This is a genomic window from Saccharothrix sp. ALI-22-I (assembly GCF_001984175.1).
Classification (GTDB): domain Bacteria; phylum Actinomycetota; class Actinomycetes; order Mycobacteriales; family Pseudonocardiaceae; genus Actinosynnema.
This window is the reverse complement of record NZ_MTQP01000066.1, coordinates 450,679-467,802: the sequence shown is the minus strand read 5'-3', so window position 1 is coordinate 467,802 and position 17,124 is coordinate 450,679. Positions and strand designations below refer to the sequence as shown.

11 protein-coding genes are annotated in these 17,124 nt (G+C 69.9%); 6 read left to right on the top strand and 5 right to left on the bottom strand.

The genetic code is table 11. The features are described 5' to 3' along the window. Positions 1-114: 114 nt before the first annotated feature. The 3 genes from ALI22I_RS49740 to ALI22I_RS30560 are packed head-to-tail and all read left to right on the top strand — an operon-like array spanning position 115 to position 3,953. Positions 115-483 carry a hypothetical protein gene (locus ALI22I_RS49740; protein WP_077008984.1) on the top strand — a complete coding sequence of 123 codons (369 nt, stop codon included), beginning with the start codon at positions 115-117 and terminating at the stop codon, positions 481-483. Further along, positions 480-2,285, top strand: a complete 1,806-nt coding sequence (locus ALI22I_RS30565) for a thiamine pyrophosphate-binding protein (RefSeq protein WP_143532514.1) — start codon at positions 480-482, stop codon at positions 2,283-2,285. Before ALI22I_RS49740 ends, ALI22I_RS30565 begins: the two co-directional genes overlap by 4 nt. A gap of 24 nt (positions 2,286-2,309) precedes the next feature. Then, positions 2,310-3,953, top strand: coding sequence for a flavin monoamine oxidase family protein (locus tag ALI22I_RS30560; RefSeq protein ID WP_077008983.1), 1,644 nt, complete (start codon positions 2,310-2,312; stop codon positions 3,951-3,953). A 67-nt stretch (positions 3,954-4,020) separates the two neighbouring features. Here the strand turns inward: ALI22I_RS30560 and ALI22I_RS30555 are convergent, their stop codons facing one another. From ALI22I_RS30555 to ALI22I_RS30535, 5 genes are all read right to left on the bottom strand, one after another. Then, complete coding sequence (locus ALI22I_RS30555) at positions 4,021-6,942, bottom strand: glycoside hydrolase family 2 TIM barrel-domain containing protein (protein ID WP_077009329.1); 2,922 nt, start codon at positions 6,940-6,942, stop codon at positions 4,021-4,023. 25 nt (positions 6,943-6,967) lie between these two features. Next, complete coding sequence (locus tag ALI22I_RS30550) at positions 6,968-7,795, bottom strand: carbohydrate ABC transporter permease (RefSeq protein ID WP_202971105.1); 828 nt, start codon at positions 7,793-7,795, stop codon at positions 6,968-6,970. 29 nt (positions 7,796-7,824) lie between these two features. After that, positions 7,825-8,796: a carbohydrate ABC transporter permease gene (locus tag ALI22I_RS30545; RefSeq protein ID WP_077008981.1), complete on the bottom strand. Its 972-nt coding sequence runs from the start codon at positions 8,794-8,796 to the stop codon at positions 7,825-7,827. 1 nt (position 8,797) lies between these two features. Continuing rightward, positions 8,798-10,090: an ABC transporter substrate-binding protein gene (locus ALI22I_RS30540; protein WP_077008980.1), complete on the bottom strand. Its 1,293-nt coding sequence runs from the start codon at positions 10,088-10,090 to the stop codon at positions 8,798-8,800. Between the two features lie 117 nt (positions 10,091-10,207). Further along, on the bottom strand, positions 10,208-11,398 hold the full coding sequence (locus ALI22I_RS30535) for a carbohydrate kinase family protein (RefSeq protein ID WP_077008979.1): 1,191 nt from the start codon (positions 11,396-11,398) through the stop codon (positions 10,208-10,210). A gap of 177 nt (positions 11,399-11,575) precedes the next feature. Here ALI22I_RS30535 and ALI22I_RS30530 point away from each other — a divergent pair, with 177 nt between their 5' ends. From ALI22I_RS30530 to ALI22I_RS30520, 3 genes are all read left to right on the top strand, one after another. Beyond that, positions 11,576-12,355, top strand: coding sequence for a DeoR/GlpR family DNA-binding transcription regulator (locus tag ALI22I_RS30530; protein WP_202971104.1), 780 nt, complete (start codon positions 11,576-11,578; stop codon positions 12,353-12,355). A gap of 118 nt (positions 12,356-12,473) precedes the next feature. Further along, on the top strand, positions 12,474-13,817 hold the full coding sequence (locus ALI22I_RS30525) for a 6-phospho-beta-glucosidase (RefSeq protein ID WP_077008977.1): 1,344 nt from the start codon (positions 12,474-12,476) through the stop codon (positions 13,815-13,817). 105 nt (positions 13,818-13,922) lie between these two features. Then, on the top strand, positions 13,923-17,051 hold the full coding sequence (locus ALI22I_RS30520) for an alpha-mannosidase (RefSeq protein WP_077008976.1): 3,129 nt from the start codon (positions 13,923-13,925) through the stop codon (positions 17,049-17,051). The last annotated feature ends 73 nt before the right edge of the window (positions 17,052-17,124 follow it).

Genomic DNA, 17,124 nt, shown 5'->3' with positions numbered 1-17,124 from the left:
ACGCTTTCGGTCGATCACGACAGGAGCCGTCGATGACCCGCGCCCGGAAACGGCTTCCACTGTGCCGCCGACGTCGGAATCGGTGCCGGACGAGCCGATCGAGAGGGGTGTGACATGACCGATGGACGGCGGTTCGACCCGCCCGGGAACATGACCGACTTCGACCACATCGCCGACCAGCGCGCGCAGTGGAACACCACGGTGTCCGGCTGGTTCGACGAAATCATCCAGTACCACGAGCAGCACCTGCTGATCGGCCAGAACGGCCAACCGGGCGAACACCGGGCCCGCTCGGCGGCCGTCGTGCGCGCCGACGGCACCACCGTGCCGCTGTCCGCGCCACCCACCCACCGGCGGCGGCTACTTCTTCGCGCCGTCCATCACCGCGCTGCGCACCGTGCTGGGCGCGGTCGAGTCCTAGCCGAACAGCGCGAACAGCGCGTCACCGCGAACACCGCGAATACCGAGAGAGGACCGTCGTGACGACCACGAAGTTGCCCCAACAACAGGATGTGGAGACGGTGGCAGCGGCCGGACTGGGTCGTGACGTCATCTTCGACTACCTGCGCAACGCTGGTGTGGACCAGATGTTCGGCGTGCCGGGCACGAACGAGGTGCCGATCATCGACGGCACCGACGTGACGTCCAACCTGGTCTCGTACGTGCCGTGCCTGCACGAGAACATCGCGCTCGGCGCGGCCATGGGCTATGCCCGGCTCACCGGCAAACCCGGTGTGGTCGAGCTGCACGTCACGCCCGGCGCCGGGCACGCGATCGGCAACCTTTACAACGCCTCCAAATCGCACATCCCCGTGGTGGTGCTGTGCGGCCAGCAGCACAGCGAGCTGCTGATCCAGGAGCCGCTGCTGGCCTCCGACCTGGTCCGCACCGCCGAGCAGTACACCAAGTGGTCCTACGAGGTGCGCGGCCCCGACGAGATCGGCCCGGCGATGCAACGCGCGCTCAAGGTCGCCCTCGCGCCGCCGCAGGGGCCGGTGTTCCTGTCGATCCCGTGGGAGTTCACCATCCAACCCGCCCGGGACGAGGGCGAGGGCCGGGTCACGCGCATCGCGCCCGGTTTCATCGGCGACCCGGCCGAGGTGGAGAAGGCCGCTCGGCTCCTCTCCGGCGCGCCCAACCCGGTGATCATCGTCGGTGACGGGGTGGGCGCGGCCGACGCGTGGGCCGAGGTGTCCGCGTTGGCGGACAAGCTCGTCAACCCGCGCATCTACAGCGAACCGTTGAGCAGCTTCATGAACTACAACAACGCCGACGAGCGCTGGAAGGGTGAGCTGCCCCCGTTCCAGGACCGCATGCGGGAGGTGTTCGAGGGTTGCGGCGTGGCGTTCCTGTGCGGGTTCAACGCCCAGGCCCAGCTCGTGGTGTTCAACTGGGCGCGCGGCCAGCTCATCCCACCGGGCGTGCCACTGGTCTACCTGCACAACGACCCGTGGCAGCTGGGCAAGAACTTCTACGGCGAGGCCGCGATCCTCGGCGACATCAAGGCCACCCTGCCGCGGATCACCGCCCTGATGCCCGAGCCACCGACCCTCGACGATGCCCGCGCCGAGGCCGACGACACCCGGCGGCGGGAACGGGAGCAGCGCGCCCTCGCCGTCACCGAGGCCGCGTCCCGGAGCACGGACGGCCGGATACCCGGCGAAGCGGTCGCGGTGGCGCTGCGGAAGGTGCAGGACAAGGGCCTCGCACCCAACCTCACCCTGGTCAACGAGGCCGTGTCGGACTCCGGGGCCTTCCAGAAGCACCTGCGGTTCGACCGGCCGACCGGCTACTTCGTCGGCCAGGGCGGATCGCTCGGCTACTCGATGCCGGCCGCCCTGGGCACCGCGCTCGCGGACGGCGACCGCACCGTCGTCAACGTCGTCGGCGACGGGTCCGCGCTGTTCTACCCGCAGTGCTGGTGGACCGCGGACAAGCTGGACCTGGCGATCCTGTTCGTGGTGCTGAACAACCAGGCGTACAAGACGCTGCTCATCGGCCTCGACGAGATCGGCGACTCGTACGGCTGGTACCCGACCGGAAACGCCGGCTACCTCCGGCTCCCGCCGCCACCGGACCTCGACTTCGTGCAGCTGGCAGCCGGGTACGGGATCGACGGCGAGCACGTCACCGCCGCCGACCAGCTCGAAGCCGCGCTGACCAGAGGGCTGGAGCAGGTGCGCGGCAGCCGGCCCCGGTCGTACGTCATCGAAGTGGCGACCACCGCCGACCTGCCGCCGCGCGAAGCCCGGACCTGGTTCGACGAAGTCGTCGTCGTGCCCTGACCCCCCGCAACGAGGAGCGCACCCATGACCGAATCAGTGGACTACGCCATCGTCGGCGGAGGGGTCTCCGGCCTGTACACCGCGTGGCGGCTGCTGGACGACGACCCCACCAGGACGGTGGTCGTACTCGAAGCGTCCGACCGGATCGGGGGCCGACTGCTGACCTGGAACCCGGCGGGCGAGAACGCGGGCCTGCGCGCCGAACTCGGCGGTATGCGGTTCTTCCCGCAGCAGGAGATGGTCACCGCGGTGATCAACCGGATCGGCCTGACCGCCCAGCGGATTCCCTTCTACACCACCGGTCCGGGCCTGATCTGGAGCCTGCGCGGCAACCGCTGCGCCGCGGGCGACATCGAATGCGCGTCCAGCCGCTACGCGCTGGAGGACGGCGAGCGGGACAAGTCGCCCGCCGACCTGGTGAACGGCGTGATCGAGGCGGTGCTGAAGGACAACGGCGTGACCGAGGTGCCCACGACCCGCAAGGGCTGGGACGAGCTCAAGCCGAAGCTCACTTACCGCGGCCGTCCGCTGTGGACGGTGGGCTACTGGAACCTGCTGTACGACAAGCTGTCACCCGAGGCGTACCGGTACATCGTGGACGCCTTCGGGTACTACACGACCTCGCTGAACTGGAACGCGGCCGAGGCGTTCCAGGCCCTGTCGCTGGACTTCACCACCGACCCCGCGTACGAGACCCTGGCCAAGGGCTTCGACCAGATCCCGCGCACGCTCGCGGAGAAGGTCCGCGGCCTGGACGGCGATATTCGCACGGACACCCCGGTGCGGGGCTTCGAGGCGCAGTCCGACGGCTCGGTGCTGCTCAAGTGCGGCCCGGCCGGCGACGTGCACGCCCGCAACGTGGTGCTCTGCCTGCCGCGCCGTTCGCTGGAACTGCTGGACCCCAGCGAGAGCTTCGACCTGCACACCGACGAGCGGCTGCGCGCACTCGTGTCGTCGGTGCGGCCGTACCCGGCGTTCAAGCTGTTCCTGCTGCACGAACAGCGCTGGTGGGAGCAGTACGGTTTCAACGGCGTGCGGATCGAGCACGGCCGCTCGGTCACCGACATGCCGATCCGGCAGACCTACTACCTGCGGCCCGACGCATGCGAACAGGGCACGTGTCCGGAGTACGGCCTGGTGATGGCCTCCTACGACGACTCGACCGCGGTCGACTTCTGGCGAGGCCTCGAACAGCCCGACAGCGAGGTGGCCAGGAACGACGCTGGGATGGCTGCCAAGATGGCCCAGGTGTTCGCCGGCTTCACCGGGCTCGCCCTCGACTCGGCGGAGGCCCCGCCGTTCGACCCGCCACCGGTCCTGCACGAGGCCCCGGAGGCGATGATCGACCACGCCCGGCGGCAGCTCGCGAGGCTGCACGGAATCCCGGTCGAGCAGGTGCCGCAGCCGCTGTTCGGCGCCTATGCCGACTGGAGCCTCGACCCGTTCGGCGGCGGCTGGAACTTCTGGGAACCGCAGGCCAACCCCCAGGAAGTCATGCCCGCCGTACGCCGCCCGCTACCGGAGGCCAACCTCTACATCGCGGGTGAGGCGTACTCGGGCGTCCAAGGCTGGGTCGAGGGCGCACTGACCACCGCGGAGAAGGTCCTCCAGGACGGCTTCAAGCTGGAGCCCCCGGACTGGCTGAACGGCGTCTACCTGGGCTGGTGACGGCCCGGACGCCCGCTACCGATCGTCGGTGCCGCCGTACGAGCGCGGTGGCACCGACGATCGCCCATCACGCCGTTGGTGACCCGACCGGGTGAAGCGTCACGGTGAAGGTGACGGGTTTGGCGTCGAGTTGGTATTGGGGGAGTACGCCGGGGCCGCACGCGGCGCTGCCGATGCCCTGTTGGGCGTGGTCGAGGTTGACGTGGATTCGGTTGTCCGGCACCAGGTCGGTGGTGTGCCTTGCGGTGTCGAGGGCTTCGCTGGTCCAGCGGCGGGCGGTGAAGTCGAACGTGGGGCTGCCGGTGAACCGCAGTCCGGTGCCGGCGGCGTCCAGGAGGGTCGCCCAGCGGACTTCGGCGCGGTTGCCGTTTTCCTGGGGGAAGATGTAGGGGGTTTGCAGCTGGTCTACGTCGTGGTGGAACCTGCCGACCCTCGCCGCCAGTCGGGTGTCGGCGTACGCCTCACCGGGACCGAGGCCGAACCACGTGACGCGGTCCAGCTCGGCGGGCACGGCCATCCGCAGGCCCAACCGCGGCAGCGGGCAGGGCCACCGGCCCTCGGGGACCGCCTCCACGGTCAGCCGCACCCCGTCGCCCTCCGCGGCCCACCGGTACGTCGTGGTGATGCCGAGGTCGGTGGCCGCCGGCGCTACCCGCGTGCGCACGACGAGCTCGGTGCCCACGAAGCTCACGTCGTCGATGCGGTGCGACATCCGGTGCAGGCCGATCTCACGCCAGACATCACCCAACGGCCGATCGCTGAAGCCCGCGCCCCGGAGATCGTTGTCCGTCAGCGCGCGCCACACGTCCAGACGTGGGCCGACGACGTCGAGCCCGCCCAACGAGGTCAGTCGGCCGTCCGCGTCGAACGTGCCCGAACCGAGGGTGCGGCGGGTGACGTCAACAGGACCGCCCACCACCGCAGCGGGGGTCGCGCGCGCCACCTGCACCTGTCCCCAGGCGACTTCGTGCCCGGCCGGCGCCCAAGGCTGATCGGCGGCGAGCACGGCGCGCACCGTCAGCCACAGCTCACCGGTGTCCGACGCACGTCGGCTCGACTCGGGCAGCGCGACCCGGACGGTCTCACCGGCCGCGATCGGGGGCACGTCCAGCCCATCCGACGCGACGGTGACGCCGTCGTGCTGGAGCAGCCAGGAGAACGCCAGGTGCGAGGTGTCGACGAAGTCGTGCCGGTTGGCGATCGTCACCGCAGCCGTCACCGCAGCCGTGTCCGCATCTACTGCCGGGACGATCCGGACCGGCTCGATCACCTTGCCGAACTCGATCAGTCCGGGCGACGGCACCCGATCGGGGAACACGAGACCGTCGATGACGAAGTTGCCGTCATGCAGCTCCTCACCGAAATCGCCGCCGTAGGCGAAGAACTCCCGCCCGTCCGCGGTGCGCTGCCGGATGCCGTGGTCCTGCCACTCCCAGATGAACCCGCCCTGGCACCGCGGATAGGCCTCGAACAACGCCTGGTACTCGGCCAGGCCGCCCGGCCCGTTGCCCATCGCGTGCCCGTACTCGCACAGGATGAACGGCATCGAACGCCGCCTGGCGTCCAGCTCCGGGTCGTCCGCCGCGTCGGAGTGCGGCGGTTCGGCGCGCATCCCGATGGCCTCCACCTCAGCGTGCGAGGCGTACATCCGGCTGAACACGTCGACGTACCGGCACGTCTGGTCGCCTTCGTAGTGGATGGGCCGACCCGGGTCCCGCTCGCGCGCCCAGTCCGCCATGGCGGCCAGGTTCCGGCCGGTGTGGCTCTCGTTGCCCAGCGACCACATGATGATGCTCGGGTGGTTCTTGTCCCGTTCCACCATCCGCCGCATCCGGTCCAGGAAGGCGCCCCGCCACTGGAGGTCGTCACTGGGGTTGGCCCGCCAGTCCACTTCGCCGAACCCGTGCGTCTCCACATCGCATTCGTCGACGACCCAAAGTCCCAGCTCGTCGCACAGGTCGAGGAAGGCGGGGTGCGGCGGGTAGTGGCTGGTGCGAACCGCGTTCACGTTGTGCCGCTTCATCAACTCCAGGTCGGTCCGCATCGCCTCGACCGGCACGACCCGGCCGAGATCCGGGTGGAACTCGTGCCGGTTCACGCCGCGCAACAGGATCGGCCGGCCGTTCACCCGCAATTGGTCGTCCGCAATGGACACGGTGCGGAAACCGATGCGCAGCGGCACGCGTTCGCCCGGGGTGGCCAGCACGCCGTCGTAAAGACGGGGTGATTCCGCGCTCCACGGCTCGACGTCCGCGGTGTGCTCGTGCGTCGCCGGACCGTCGATCGCCAGTTCGGGCACCGTCAGCCAGGCATCAGCGGCATCGGTCTCGACGCGGAGCGCGCCCCGGCCGGTGGTGTGGTCGTAGTCGGCGTGCACGAAGAAGTCCCGCACCCCGTCCACCGGTCGGGCGAGCAGGGTGACCTCCCGGAAGATCCCGGGCAGCCACCACATGTCCTGGTCCTCCAGGTAGCTGCCGGACGACCACTGGTGCACCCGCACGACCAGCACGTTGCGGCCGGGCCGCAGGCGGTTGCCGACCTCGAACTCGGTCGGCAGCCGGCTGCCCTTGCCGTGGCCGAGCGGCTGGTCGTTCAGCCAGACCTTGAAACAGGAGTCCACGCCCTCGAAGCGCAACGACGTGGGCCCGTCCGGCCAGTCGGGGGGCAGGTCGAACTCGCGGCGGTGGTCGCCGGTCGGGTTCTCGGTCGGCACGCGCGGCGGGTCGACCGGGAAGGGGAACCTGTCGTTGGTGTACGCCGGGAGGCCGTGCCCGTGCATGGGCCAGGACGACGGCACCGGCAGTTCCGTCCACGACGTGTCGTCGAAGGCGGCCTTCTCGAAGCCGTCGGCCACGTCCGCCCGCGGCAGCAGGCGGAACTTCCAGTCCCCGTCCAATGACAGCGACGCCGCGTCCGAGCCGAACGCCGCACGCGGCCGGCAGCGGCGCGCGCCGGGTGTGGGCTGCTCGTAATACGGTAACGCGCTCATCCAGGGCACCCTTTCGTCCGACACGTCAGCCACGCACCGCTCCCTTGACCGCGTCGGCGATGAAACCACGGGCGAACACCGTGAACATGATCACCAGCGGCAGCACCGAGAGCAGCGCACCCGCCATGATCATGCTGTAGTCCTGGCCGTAGGACCTGTTGAGCTGGGACAGTGCAACCTGGAGGGTGAGTCGGTCCGGGTCGACCAGCACGATCAGTGGCCATACGTAATCGTTCCACGCCATGATGAACGTGTAGATGCCCAGGAACGCGAGTCCCGGTCGGATTACCGGCAGCGCGACGTGCCAGTACTGGCGGAAGAAGCCGCACCCGTCGAGACGGGCGGCGTCGAGCAGTTCGTCCGGCACCGCTCCGGTGATGTACTGGCGCATCCAGAAGATGCCGAAGGCGTTGGCCGCCGCCGGCACGATCAACGCCTGCAACTGCCCCGCCCACCCGAACTGCACCATCACCAGGAACTGCGGGATCAGCGAGAGCTGCGCCGGCAGCATGAACATGGCGATCAGCAGGCCGAACAGCGCGCGGCGGCCGGGGAACTCGAACTTGGCGAAGGTGAACGCCGCCAGCGAGTCGAAGAAGAGCACCAACACGGTGGTGGAGACCGCGACCACGATGGTGTTGCCCATCGCGGCGAAGAACGGGATCTTCTCGAACACGTGCGCGATGTTCGTCCACAGTTCGGAGCCGATGGTCAGCGTCGGCGGGTACCGGTAGATCGCGCTGGTCGTGTTGGTCGCCATCACGATCATCCAGTAGAACGGGAACAGCGAGACGACCACGCCGGCGAGCAGGAACAGGTGGCGCAGGAGTCCCCGGGGCCGCTTGGCTCCCACGATGGGCCTGGTACGCACGGCCGCCCCTCTCATTTCTCACGCCGTTGGACGAGGCGCCAGTTGATGGCCGCGAAGAGCGCGATGACCGCGAAGACCACCCAGGCGATCGCGGCGCCGTAGCCGAAGTCGCGGTTGTCGAAGGCCTGGTGGTAGAAGTAGAGGACCATGGTCAGGGCGCCCTGACCGGGGCCGCCGGTGTTGGGGTTCAGCGTGGTGTTGGTGCCGAACAGGACCTGGGGTTCGGTGAAGCTCTGCAACCCGCTCACGGTCGAGACGATCACCGTGAACAGGATGATCGGGCGCAGCATGGGGATCGTGATGCGGAAGAAGGTTTGCACGGGGCCGGCGCCGTCGATCTTCGCCGCCTCGTACACGTCCGACGGGATCGTCTGCATGCCCGCGAGGTAGATGATCGCGTTGTAGCCGGTCCACTGCCAGGTCATCACGGTCGCGACCGCGATCTTCATGCCGAGCGGGTCGGTGAGCCACCGGCCCGTCGGCAGGCCCACCGCCTGCAGGACCGCGTTGACGAGCCCGAAGTTCGTGCTGAACACGGCACCGAAGAAGATCGCCACCGCGACCAGCGAGGTGATGTTGGGGATGAAGTAGGCGACTCGGTAGAAGGCGCTGAACCGCTTGGTCGAGTTCAGCATCGCGGCGATCACCAGCGCCATGGCCAGCATCGGGACGGTCGAGATGACCCAGATGATGAACGTGTTGCGCATGGACAGCCAGAACGTGCCGTCGTCCAGCACGTAGCGGAACTGCTGAAGCCCGACGAACTCCATCTCGCCGAAGCCGTCCCACCGGTGGAACGCCAGGTACAGCGAGAACAGCACCGGGAACAGCCCGAACACCGCGAAGATCAGGAAGAACGGCGAGATCGCCAGGTATTGCGGCCAGTACGACCGGATCCGGCGGGAACCCGGGACACGACGAACATCCGTGTCCGGGTCCACCGCCGGTTTCCGCACCGGCCTGGCCGCCCGCAACGTCGCCAATTCAGCTCAGCCCGAGGCGCTGGCCGATTTTCTTGGCCTCGGCGACGGCGTCGGCCCACGCGGCGTTCGGGTCCTTCCCGCTGGACTCCACGTTGGTCAACTCCGTCTGGAACGGCGCCGAGACCGCCTGGTCGTTGGGGCTCTCGTACTGGACCGGGATCTTCTCCGCGGACGGCCCGAAGACCTCGGTGGTGATCTGCCCGCCGAAGAACGGGTCGGGCGCGGTCAGCGCGGGCGCCGTGTACGTCGCGGGGGTGGAGGGGAACAGCGCCGAGTCGGTGAAGCCGCGGGCCTGGTTCTCCGGGGAGAGGATCCAGCTGATGATCTTGAACGCCACGTCCGGCTTGGCGCACTCCTTCGGGATGGCCAGGAACGAGCCGCCGATGTTGGCCGCCCCGCCCGGTCCGGCCGCCACGCCCCACTTGCCCGCGGTGCCCGCCGCGGCCGACTTGATGTCGATGGCGGCCCAGGCGGCGCCGGTCAGGGTGGACAACGAGCCGCTGGTGAGGCCCGCGTTCCAGTCCGGCGTGTTGGCCTGGCTCTTGGCGTTGATGCCGAGCGCGATGGTGCTGGTCGCCAGGTCCCAGGCCCGGCGGATGTGGTCCTGGTCGCCGATGAAGCGCTCGTTCTCGTCCACGTAGCGGGCCGTGCCCTGCCCGACGATCAGGTTGAACACCGCCCAGGTCTCCGAGATCATGAACGCGTCGGCGCGGGCCTTCTTCAGCTCCACGCCCGCCGCGAAGTAGTCCTCCCAAGTGGACATCTGCGCGGCCACGGCGGCGGGCTCGGAGGGCAGTCCGGCCTCGGCGAAGACGTCCCTGCGGTAGAACATCGCGGTCGGCCCGATGTCGATCGGGAAGCCGATCAGCTTGCCGTCCTTGGTCATGCCCTTCTTCCACTTCCAGGGCAGGTACTGGTCGGCGATGCTGCCCGCGCCCAGGTCGAGCAGGTTGAGGAACCGGTCGGACTGCGGCGTGAACGAGGCGAAGTCCTCACCCTTGATCCCGGTGATGTCGGGGATGAACTCGCCACCGCTGGACATCGTGGTGACCAGCTTCTCCTTGAAGTTGCCACCGATCTGCTGCGGCTTGAGCTCCACCTCGGTGAAGCGCGTGATCGCCTCGTCGACGACCTTCTTGCTCAGCCCGTCCGCCCAGTACCACAGGTCCAGGGCGTTGCCACCGGCGCTGGAGCCGCCGGACGCCGAGGTCGAGCAGGAGGCCGTGCCGCCCAGTGCCGCGCCCGCCATGCCGAGCATGCCGAGCCGCAGGATTCGCCGCCGGGACAGTTCCATCTGTTCCTACCCTTCAAGGGGGGAGCGTGATCGGTGTCGCGCCCGGCTGACGACAAACCGTCAGATCGATCGGGACGCGGTGTGGCCGCGAGGCCGTCAGTTCAGGAGGGGACCAGTTCAGGAGGGGACGTCGTTGGTTCGGAGGACTTCGCCGGTTCGGGGTGTCCGGCTGGACCGCTCCTCGACGTCGTCGGGGATGACGCGGTCCAAGAAGGCGTAGTCGCGGCGGAGGTCGAGGTCGTGTCCGGCGCGGGTGGTCTGCCACCAGCGCGAGATGCCGGTCCAGCCGGGGGCCGCGGGTGCGCCGCCGACGCGTTGGACCGAAAGCGCCGCCGCGAGGTTGGCGAACCGGAGTCGTTCGACGAGCGGCCAGCCGGCGAGCGTGGCGGTGACCAGGCCGGCCCCGAACACGTCACCGGCACCGGTGGGGTCCACGACGTCGATCGGGAGGCCGGGGACCGACGCGGTCTCGCCGGTGGTGGCGTCCACGCCCAACGCGCCGTCACCGCCGCGCGTGATGACCGCGAGCGGCACCAGGTCGCCGAGTTCCGCCAGGGCGGCGGACGGGGTGTCGGTGCGGGTGTAGCTCATGGCCTCGCCCTCGTTGGGCATGAAGGCGTGGCACAGCGCGACCTGGTCCAGGATCGCCGTCGCCCACTCCTGCGACGGGTCCCACCCCACGTCGGCGAAGACCAGGCTGCCCTCGGCACGGGCGCGGTCGAGCCACCGGGTGGGTTCCGGTCCGATGTGCACGATCGCGGCACGGCTGCGCGGCGGTTCGCCGATCATCTCGTCCGCGCTCATCGGCGGCTCGTCGCCGCACGTCACCAGGGCGCGGTCGCCGTCGTAGGCCAGCGACGCGGTCACCGGAGTCGCCCAGCCCGGGAAACGCCTCGACCAGGTGAGGTCCACCCCTTCGGTGTGGGCCAGCGCCTGCCGGCAGTACTCGCCGTAGAAGTCGTCACCGAAGGCCGCGGCCAGCGACGTGCGCAGACCGAACCGGCTCAGCGCCACCGCGAAGTTGGCGATGCCGCCGGGACCGGAACCGGTGGCGCGCGTCCACACCTCGGTGCCGGGGGTCGGCGGCCGGTCGAGCCCGGCGAAGACGATGTCGAAGAAGAGCAGGCCGGACAGGAAGACGTCGACCTGGTTCCCGGCTCCGCCGAGGGCCTGTCCCCCGGCCGTGGGCATGGCGGCCGGCGGAGCGTGGACCGGGTGCCCTCCGGGGGCGTCCGGTGGCCGTTCGTCCCACGACCCCCGGACCGTCCCGCGATCGAGTCGGGTCGCCGGGATCGCCTGCTCTGACACGCGCCTGTCCTTCCTTGCCGGTGCGTCCGACCGCTCCTGTGGCGGACGGCCCCGACGTTGGCTGTGGCCGTGATCTGCGTCCGCGATCCCCCAGGCGGGGCAGATTGCGCAAAATCGTGCGCGCCCTGAGCGGATTTGGCAATAGTCGCTCAGCAACGAATCAAACTCGTGCACAACATGAGCGACTTTGTTACTGTCAGCGCCGTGCTACCCCAGCGACGTCATGAGCTGATCTTGCGCACGCTGCAGGCCGAGGGGCCCGCCGGCGTGCAGGTCCTGGCCGAGCGGCTCGGCGTCAGCCAGGCGACCATCCGGCGCGACCTCGTCCAGCTCGACCGGGAGGGGCGGCTGACCAGGGTGTACGGCGGGGCGGTGTCCGCCGCGGACACCGACGACCCGTTCGCCGAGGTCGCGATGGTCCGCATGGAGGAGAAGGACGCGATCGCCGAACGCGCCGCCGAGCTGATCAAGGACGGCGAGGCGATCCTGTTGGACATCGGCACCACCGCGCACCGCTTGGCGCGCAAGCTGCACGGCCGTTCGCTCACCGTGATCACCAGCAACCTCATGGTGTACGAGGAGTTGAAGGACGACCAGGAGGTGCAGATCGTGCTGCTGGGCGGTGTCCTGCGGCGCAGCTACCACTCGCTGGTCGGCTTCCTGACCGAGGACAACCTGCGCCAGGTCCACGCCGACCGGCTGTTCCTCGGCACCAGCGGCGTGCGGCCAGGCGGACACGTCATGGACACCACCGCGGTCGAGGTGCCCCTCAAACGGGCCATGCTGAAGGCCGCCGACCAGGTCGTGCTGCTCGCCGACATCGGCAAGTTCCCCGGCAGCGGCATCGCCAGGGTGTGCGGCCCGGAGGACCTGGACGTGGTGATCACCAACGCGCCGGCGGACGAACCGACGTCCGCGGCGCTGCGCGAGGCGGACGTCGAGGTGATCGAGGTTTGACCACCCAGCCTCCCACCGCGGCCACGCACCGCCGCCACGCCCGAGACCGGCCGGGCCGACCTGATCGACTCGGCCGACCCGCCCGATCCGCCCGACCCGCGAGCCGATGGGAGCTCCGATGAGGCTTGCGATTCTCGGTGGCGGCGGATTCCGCGTTCCACTGGTGCACCGGGCACTGCTGGCCGACCGCGCGCCCGGCCGGATCACCGAACTCGTGCTGCACGACCTCGACCCCGCCCGTCTCGCGGCCATCGGCCACGTCCTGGCCCAGCAGGAGAAGGGGGTGCCCGACCCGCCGCGGATCACCGCCACGACCGACCTGGACGAGGCGATCAGGGGCGCGGACTTCGTCTTCTCGGCCATCCGGGTCGGCGGCCTGGAGGGCCGCGTGATCGACGAACGGGTCGCGCTGGACGAGGGCGTCCTGGGGCAGGAGACGACGGGTGCCGGCGGAGTCGCCTACGGTCTGCGCACCGTGCCGGTGGCGGTGCGGATCGCGCAGCGGATCGCCGCCATCGCCCCCGACGCGTGGGTCATCAACTTCACCAACCCCGCCGGGATGGTGACCGAGGCGATGTCCCGCCACCTGGGTGACCGGGTCATCGGCATCTGCGACTCGCCGGTGGGGCTGGGCCGTCGGGTCGCGCACGCGCTCGGGATCGACCCGGCCGACGCGTGGTTCGACTACGCGGGCCTCAACCACCTCGGCTGGCTGCGCGGCGTGCACGTCAACGGGCGTGACATCCTGCCGCGGCTGATGGCCGATCCGGACGGCCTGGTCTCCTTCGAGGAGGGCAGGATGTTCGGCGCGGAGTGGCTGCAAACCCTCGGCGCGATCCCGAACGAGTACCTGCAGTACTACTACTTCACCAGGGACGCGGTCTCGGTCGCGCGGGACGCGGCCAAGACCCGCGGCGCGGTCCTGGCCGACCAGCAGGACCGCTTCTACGACTCCGTGCGGCGCGACCCCGGTTCGGCGCTGGACATCTGGGAATCCGCCCGCCTCGAACGGGAAGAGACCTACGGCGCGGACAACCGCGCGATGGCCGGCGTCGGCAGCCGTGACGCGAGCGATCTGGAGTCGGGCGGCTACGAAAAGGTGGCACTCGCGCTCATGCGAGCCATCGCCCATGATGAGCGGACGACCCTGATCCTCAACGTGCGCAACCGCTCGACGCTGGACATCCTCGACGCGGACGCGGTGGTCGAGGTGCCATGCGTCGTCGACTCGGCCGGCGCGCGCCCGGTCGTGATCGACCAACTGCCCGAGCACGCGCGAGGGCTCGTGTGCGGCGTCAAGGCGGTCGATCGGGCGGTGATCGAGGCCGCGGTCGGCGGATCCCGTGCCACGGCCCTCAAGGCGCTGGCCCTGCACCCGCTGGTCGACTCGGTCAACGTCGCCCGCCGGCTCCTGGACGGCTACCAGCGGCACATCCCGCAACTGGCGTACCTGCGGGCCTGAACCCGCGTGGACGCACCGCTCTCGAACAGCACGCTTGTGAACGGCACGTTGGTGGACAGCACGCTTGTGAACGGCACTGCTTCGCAGGCTCGGTAGGAGGTTGGCGTGCACGACGACCGCCGCATGGTCGAGGAGAGGCTTCAGCGGGCGCTGAGCCAGCGAATCCGACCGGCGAAGTACAAGGCATCGGTGCCGTTGCAGGTGGAGGTCTGGCACGTGCCGGACGAGCCGGTGCCGGTGGGCGCCGCGCTCGCCGCCGACTACGGGCCGTTCGAGGTCGGTCAACGCTGGGGTCCGCCCTGGTCGACCAGCTGGTTCCGGCTGCGCGGGACGGTGCCCGCGGACTGGGCCGGACGGCGGGTGGAGGCCGTCATCGACCTCGGCTTCATCGGGGACTGGCCGGGCAACCAGGCCGAAGCGCTCGTCTACGACCTCGACGGGCAGCCGGTCAAGGGCGTCGCCCCGCGCAACCAGCACGTGCCGGTGGCGAACCCCTGCGAGGGCGGCGAACAGGTCGCGTTCCTGGTGGAGGCCGCGGCGAACCCGGACATCCTCGCCAACGACTTCATCCCGACCCCGTTGGGGGACAAGGCCACCGCGGGCGACGAGCCGTTGTACCGGCTGGCGCGCGCCGACCTCGCCGTGCTGGACGAGGAAGTCTGGCACCTGGCCATCGACATGGAAGTGCTCGGCGAGCTGATGGCCGAACTCGCCGTCACCGACCCGCGCCGGCACGAGATCCTGCGGGCGTTGGAGCGTTCGCTCGACGCCCTGGACAACCCCGACGTCTCCGGCACCGCGTCGGCCGCCCGCGCCGAGCTGACCGACGTGCTGTCCCGGCCCGCGCACGCCAGCGCGCACACGCTGTCCGCGGTGGGGCACGCGCACATCGACAGCGCGTGGCTGTGGCCGATCCGGGAGACGATCCGCAAGACGTCCAGGACCTTCGCCAACGTCACCGCGCTGGCCACCGAGTACCCCGAGTTCGTCTTCGCCTGCTCGCAGGCCCAGCAGTACGCCTGGGTCAAGCAGAACCACCCCGCGATCTTCCAGCGGATCTCCGACGCCATCAAGGCGGGCCAGTGGATTCCGGTCGGTGGCATGTGGGTCGAGTCCGACGCGAACCTGCCCGGTGGGGAGGCGCTGGCGCGGCAGCTGGTCCACGGCAAGAGGTTCTTCCTCGACGAGTTCGGCGTGGAGTGCGACGGCGTCTGGCTGCCGGACTCCTTCGGCTACACCGCCGCGTTCCCGCAGCTGGCCAAGCTGGCCGGGATGCAGTGGTTCCTGACCCAGAAGCTGTCCTGGAACCAGACGAACAAGCTGCCGCACCACACGTTCTGGTGGGAGGGCATCGACGGGACGCGGGTCTTCACCCACTTCCCGCCGGTGGACACCTACAACGCCACGTTCTCCGGCGAGGAGCTGGCGCACGCGGTGCGCAACTTCGCCGAGAAGGGGCGCGGGACGCGGTCGCTGGTCCCGTTCGGCCACGGCGACGGTGGGGGCGGCCCGACCAGGGAGATGATGGAACGCGCGCGCCGGCTGCGTGACCTGGAGGGTTCGCCGAAGGTGGTGATCGAGCCGCCCGCCGAGTTCTTCCGCGCCGCCCTCGCCGAGTACCCGGACGCGCCGGTGTGGTCCGGTGAGCTGTACCTGGAGCTGCACCGCGCCACCTTCACCACCCAGTCGCGGACCAAGGCGGGCAACCGCCGCAGCGAGCACCTGTTGCGGGAGGCCGAGCTCTGGGCGGCTACGGCGGCCACCCACGCCGGGTTCGAGTACCCGTACGACAAGCTGGACCGGTTGTGGAAGACCGTGTTGCTCCAGCAGTTCCACGACATCCTCCCCGGCAGCTCGATCGCCTGGGTGCACCAGGAGGCCGAGGCCACCTACGCGCGGGTGAAGGTTGAGCTCGAAGAGATCATCGGTGCCGCGATCGGCGCGTTGACCGGTGACGCCTCGGCTCCCGACGCGGTCGCGTGGACCTTCAACGCCGGCCCGCGACCACGTGCGGAAGTGGTGACGTCGGCGCGCGGAGTCGCCGAGCGTCTGATCCAGCCGTTGGGCGGCGGTGAGGTTGCGGTGCACACCGAGGTGCCGGCGTTGGGCATCGCGTCCCTCGGGGTGCCGTCGTTGACCCCGCACCGCGAGGTGGTCGTCTCCGACCGGGTCCTGGACAACGGGCTGGTCCGGGTCGAGTTCGACGACCACGGCCTGTTCAGCTCGGTCCGCGACCTCACGTCCGGCCGCGAGGTGCTCGCCCCCGGCCGGCCGGGCAACCTGCTGCAACTGCACCCGGACCACCCGAACCACTGGGACGCCTGGGACATCGACGCGCACTACCGGCACCGGCACGTCGACCTGACCGGAGTGGACTCCATCAGCGTGGTGGAGGACGGCCCGCTCGTCGGTGCGATCCGGGTGGAGCGGTCGTTCGGCGCCTCGCGGATCACCCAGACGATCCGGGTGCGGGCGGGCAGCCTGCGCGTCGACATCGAGACCGAGATCGATTGGCACGAGTCGGAGAAGATCCTCAAGGCCGCGTTCCCGATCGACGTGCACGCCGACCGGTCCTCGGCCGAGATCCAGTTCGGCCACGTCCACCGGTCCACCCACACCAACACCAGCTGGGACGCGGCCCGGTTCGAGGTCTACGCGCACCGCTGGGTGCACGTCGCCGAGCCCGGCTACGGCGTGGCCGTGCTCAACGACTCCACCTACGGCCACGACATCGCGCGCGGCAGCCGGGACGACGGCGGCACCACCACCACGGTGCGGCTGAGCCTGGTCCGGGCGCCGCACAGCCCCGATCCGCACGCCGACCAGGGGATGCACCGGTTCACCTACTCGCTGCTGCCCGCGGCGTCCGTCGCCGACGCCGTCGCCGAGGGGTACTCCCTGAACCTGCCCCTGCGGGTGGCCTATTCGGCCGCGCAACCGCCCGCCGCGCTGGTGAACGTCGACAGTCCGGCGGTCGTGGTCGAGGCGGTCAAACTCGCCGACGACCGGTCCGGTGACGTCATCGTCCGGCTGTACGAAGCGCTGGGCGGCAGGGCCACCGCGAGGTTGAGCACCGGTTTCCCGGTCACCACGACTGAGGTCGTGGACCTCCTCGAACGGCCCGTGCCGGACGACGCGTCGGCGTTGTCGGGCGGTGTGATCTCGTTGCGCCCCTTCCAGGTGCTCACCCTCCGTCTGGGCCGCGCCCCGCGAGGGACCTCCGATGATGATTGAAGAGCTGGTCTCCTGGTTCACTGAGGCGCGGTTCGGGTTGTTCGTCGACTCCGCGTCGAAGGGGGAAACCTGC

Bases quoted from the DNA above. Each gene is read 5' to 3' on its own strand.
- ALI22I_RS49740 (WP_077008984.1), top strand. From the start codon at position 115: ATGACCGATGGACGGCGGTTCGACCCGCCCGGGAACATGACCGACTTC.
- ALI22I_RS30560 (WP_077008983.1), top strand. From the start codon at position 2,310: ATGACCGAATCAGTGGACTACGCCATCGTCGGCGGAGGGGTCTCCGGC.
- ALI22I_RS30555 (WP_077009329.1), bottom strand. From the start codon at position 6,942: ATGAGCGCGTTACCGTATTACGAGCAGCCCACACCCGGCGCGCGCCGC.
- ALI22I_RS30540 (WP_077008980.1), bottom strand. From the start codon at position 10,090: ATGGAACTGTCCCGGCGGCGAATCCTGCGGCTCGGCATGCTCGGCATG.
- ALI22I_RS30530 (WP_202971104.1), top strand. From the start codon at position 11,576: ATGAGCGACTTTGTTACTGTCAGCGCCGTGCTACCCCAGCGACGTCAT.
- ALI22I_RS30525 (WP_077008977.1), top strand. From the start codon at position 12,474: ATGAGGCTTGCGATTCTCGGTGGCGGCGGATTCCGCGTTCCACTGGTG.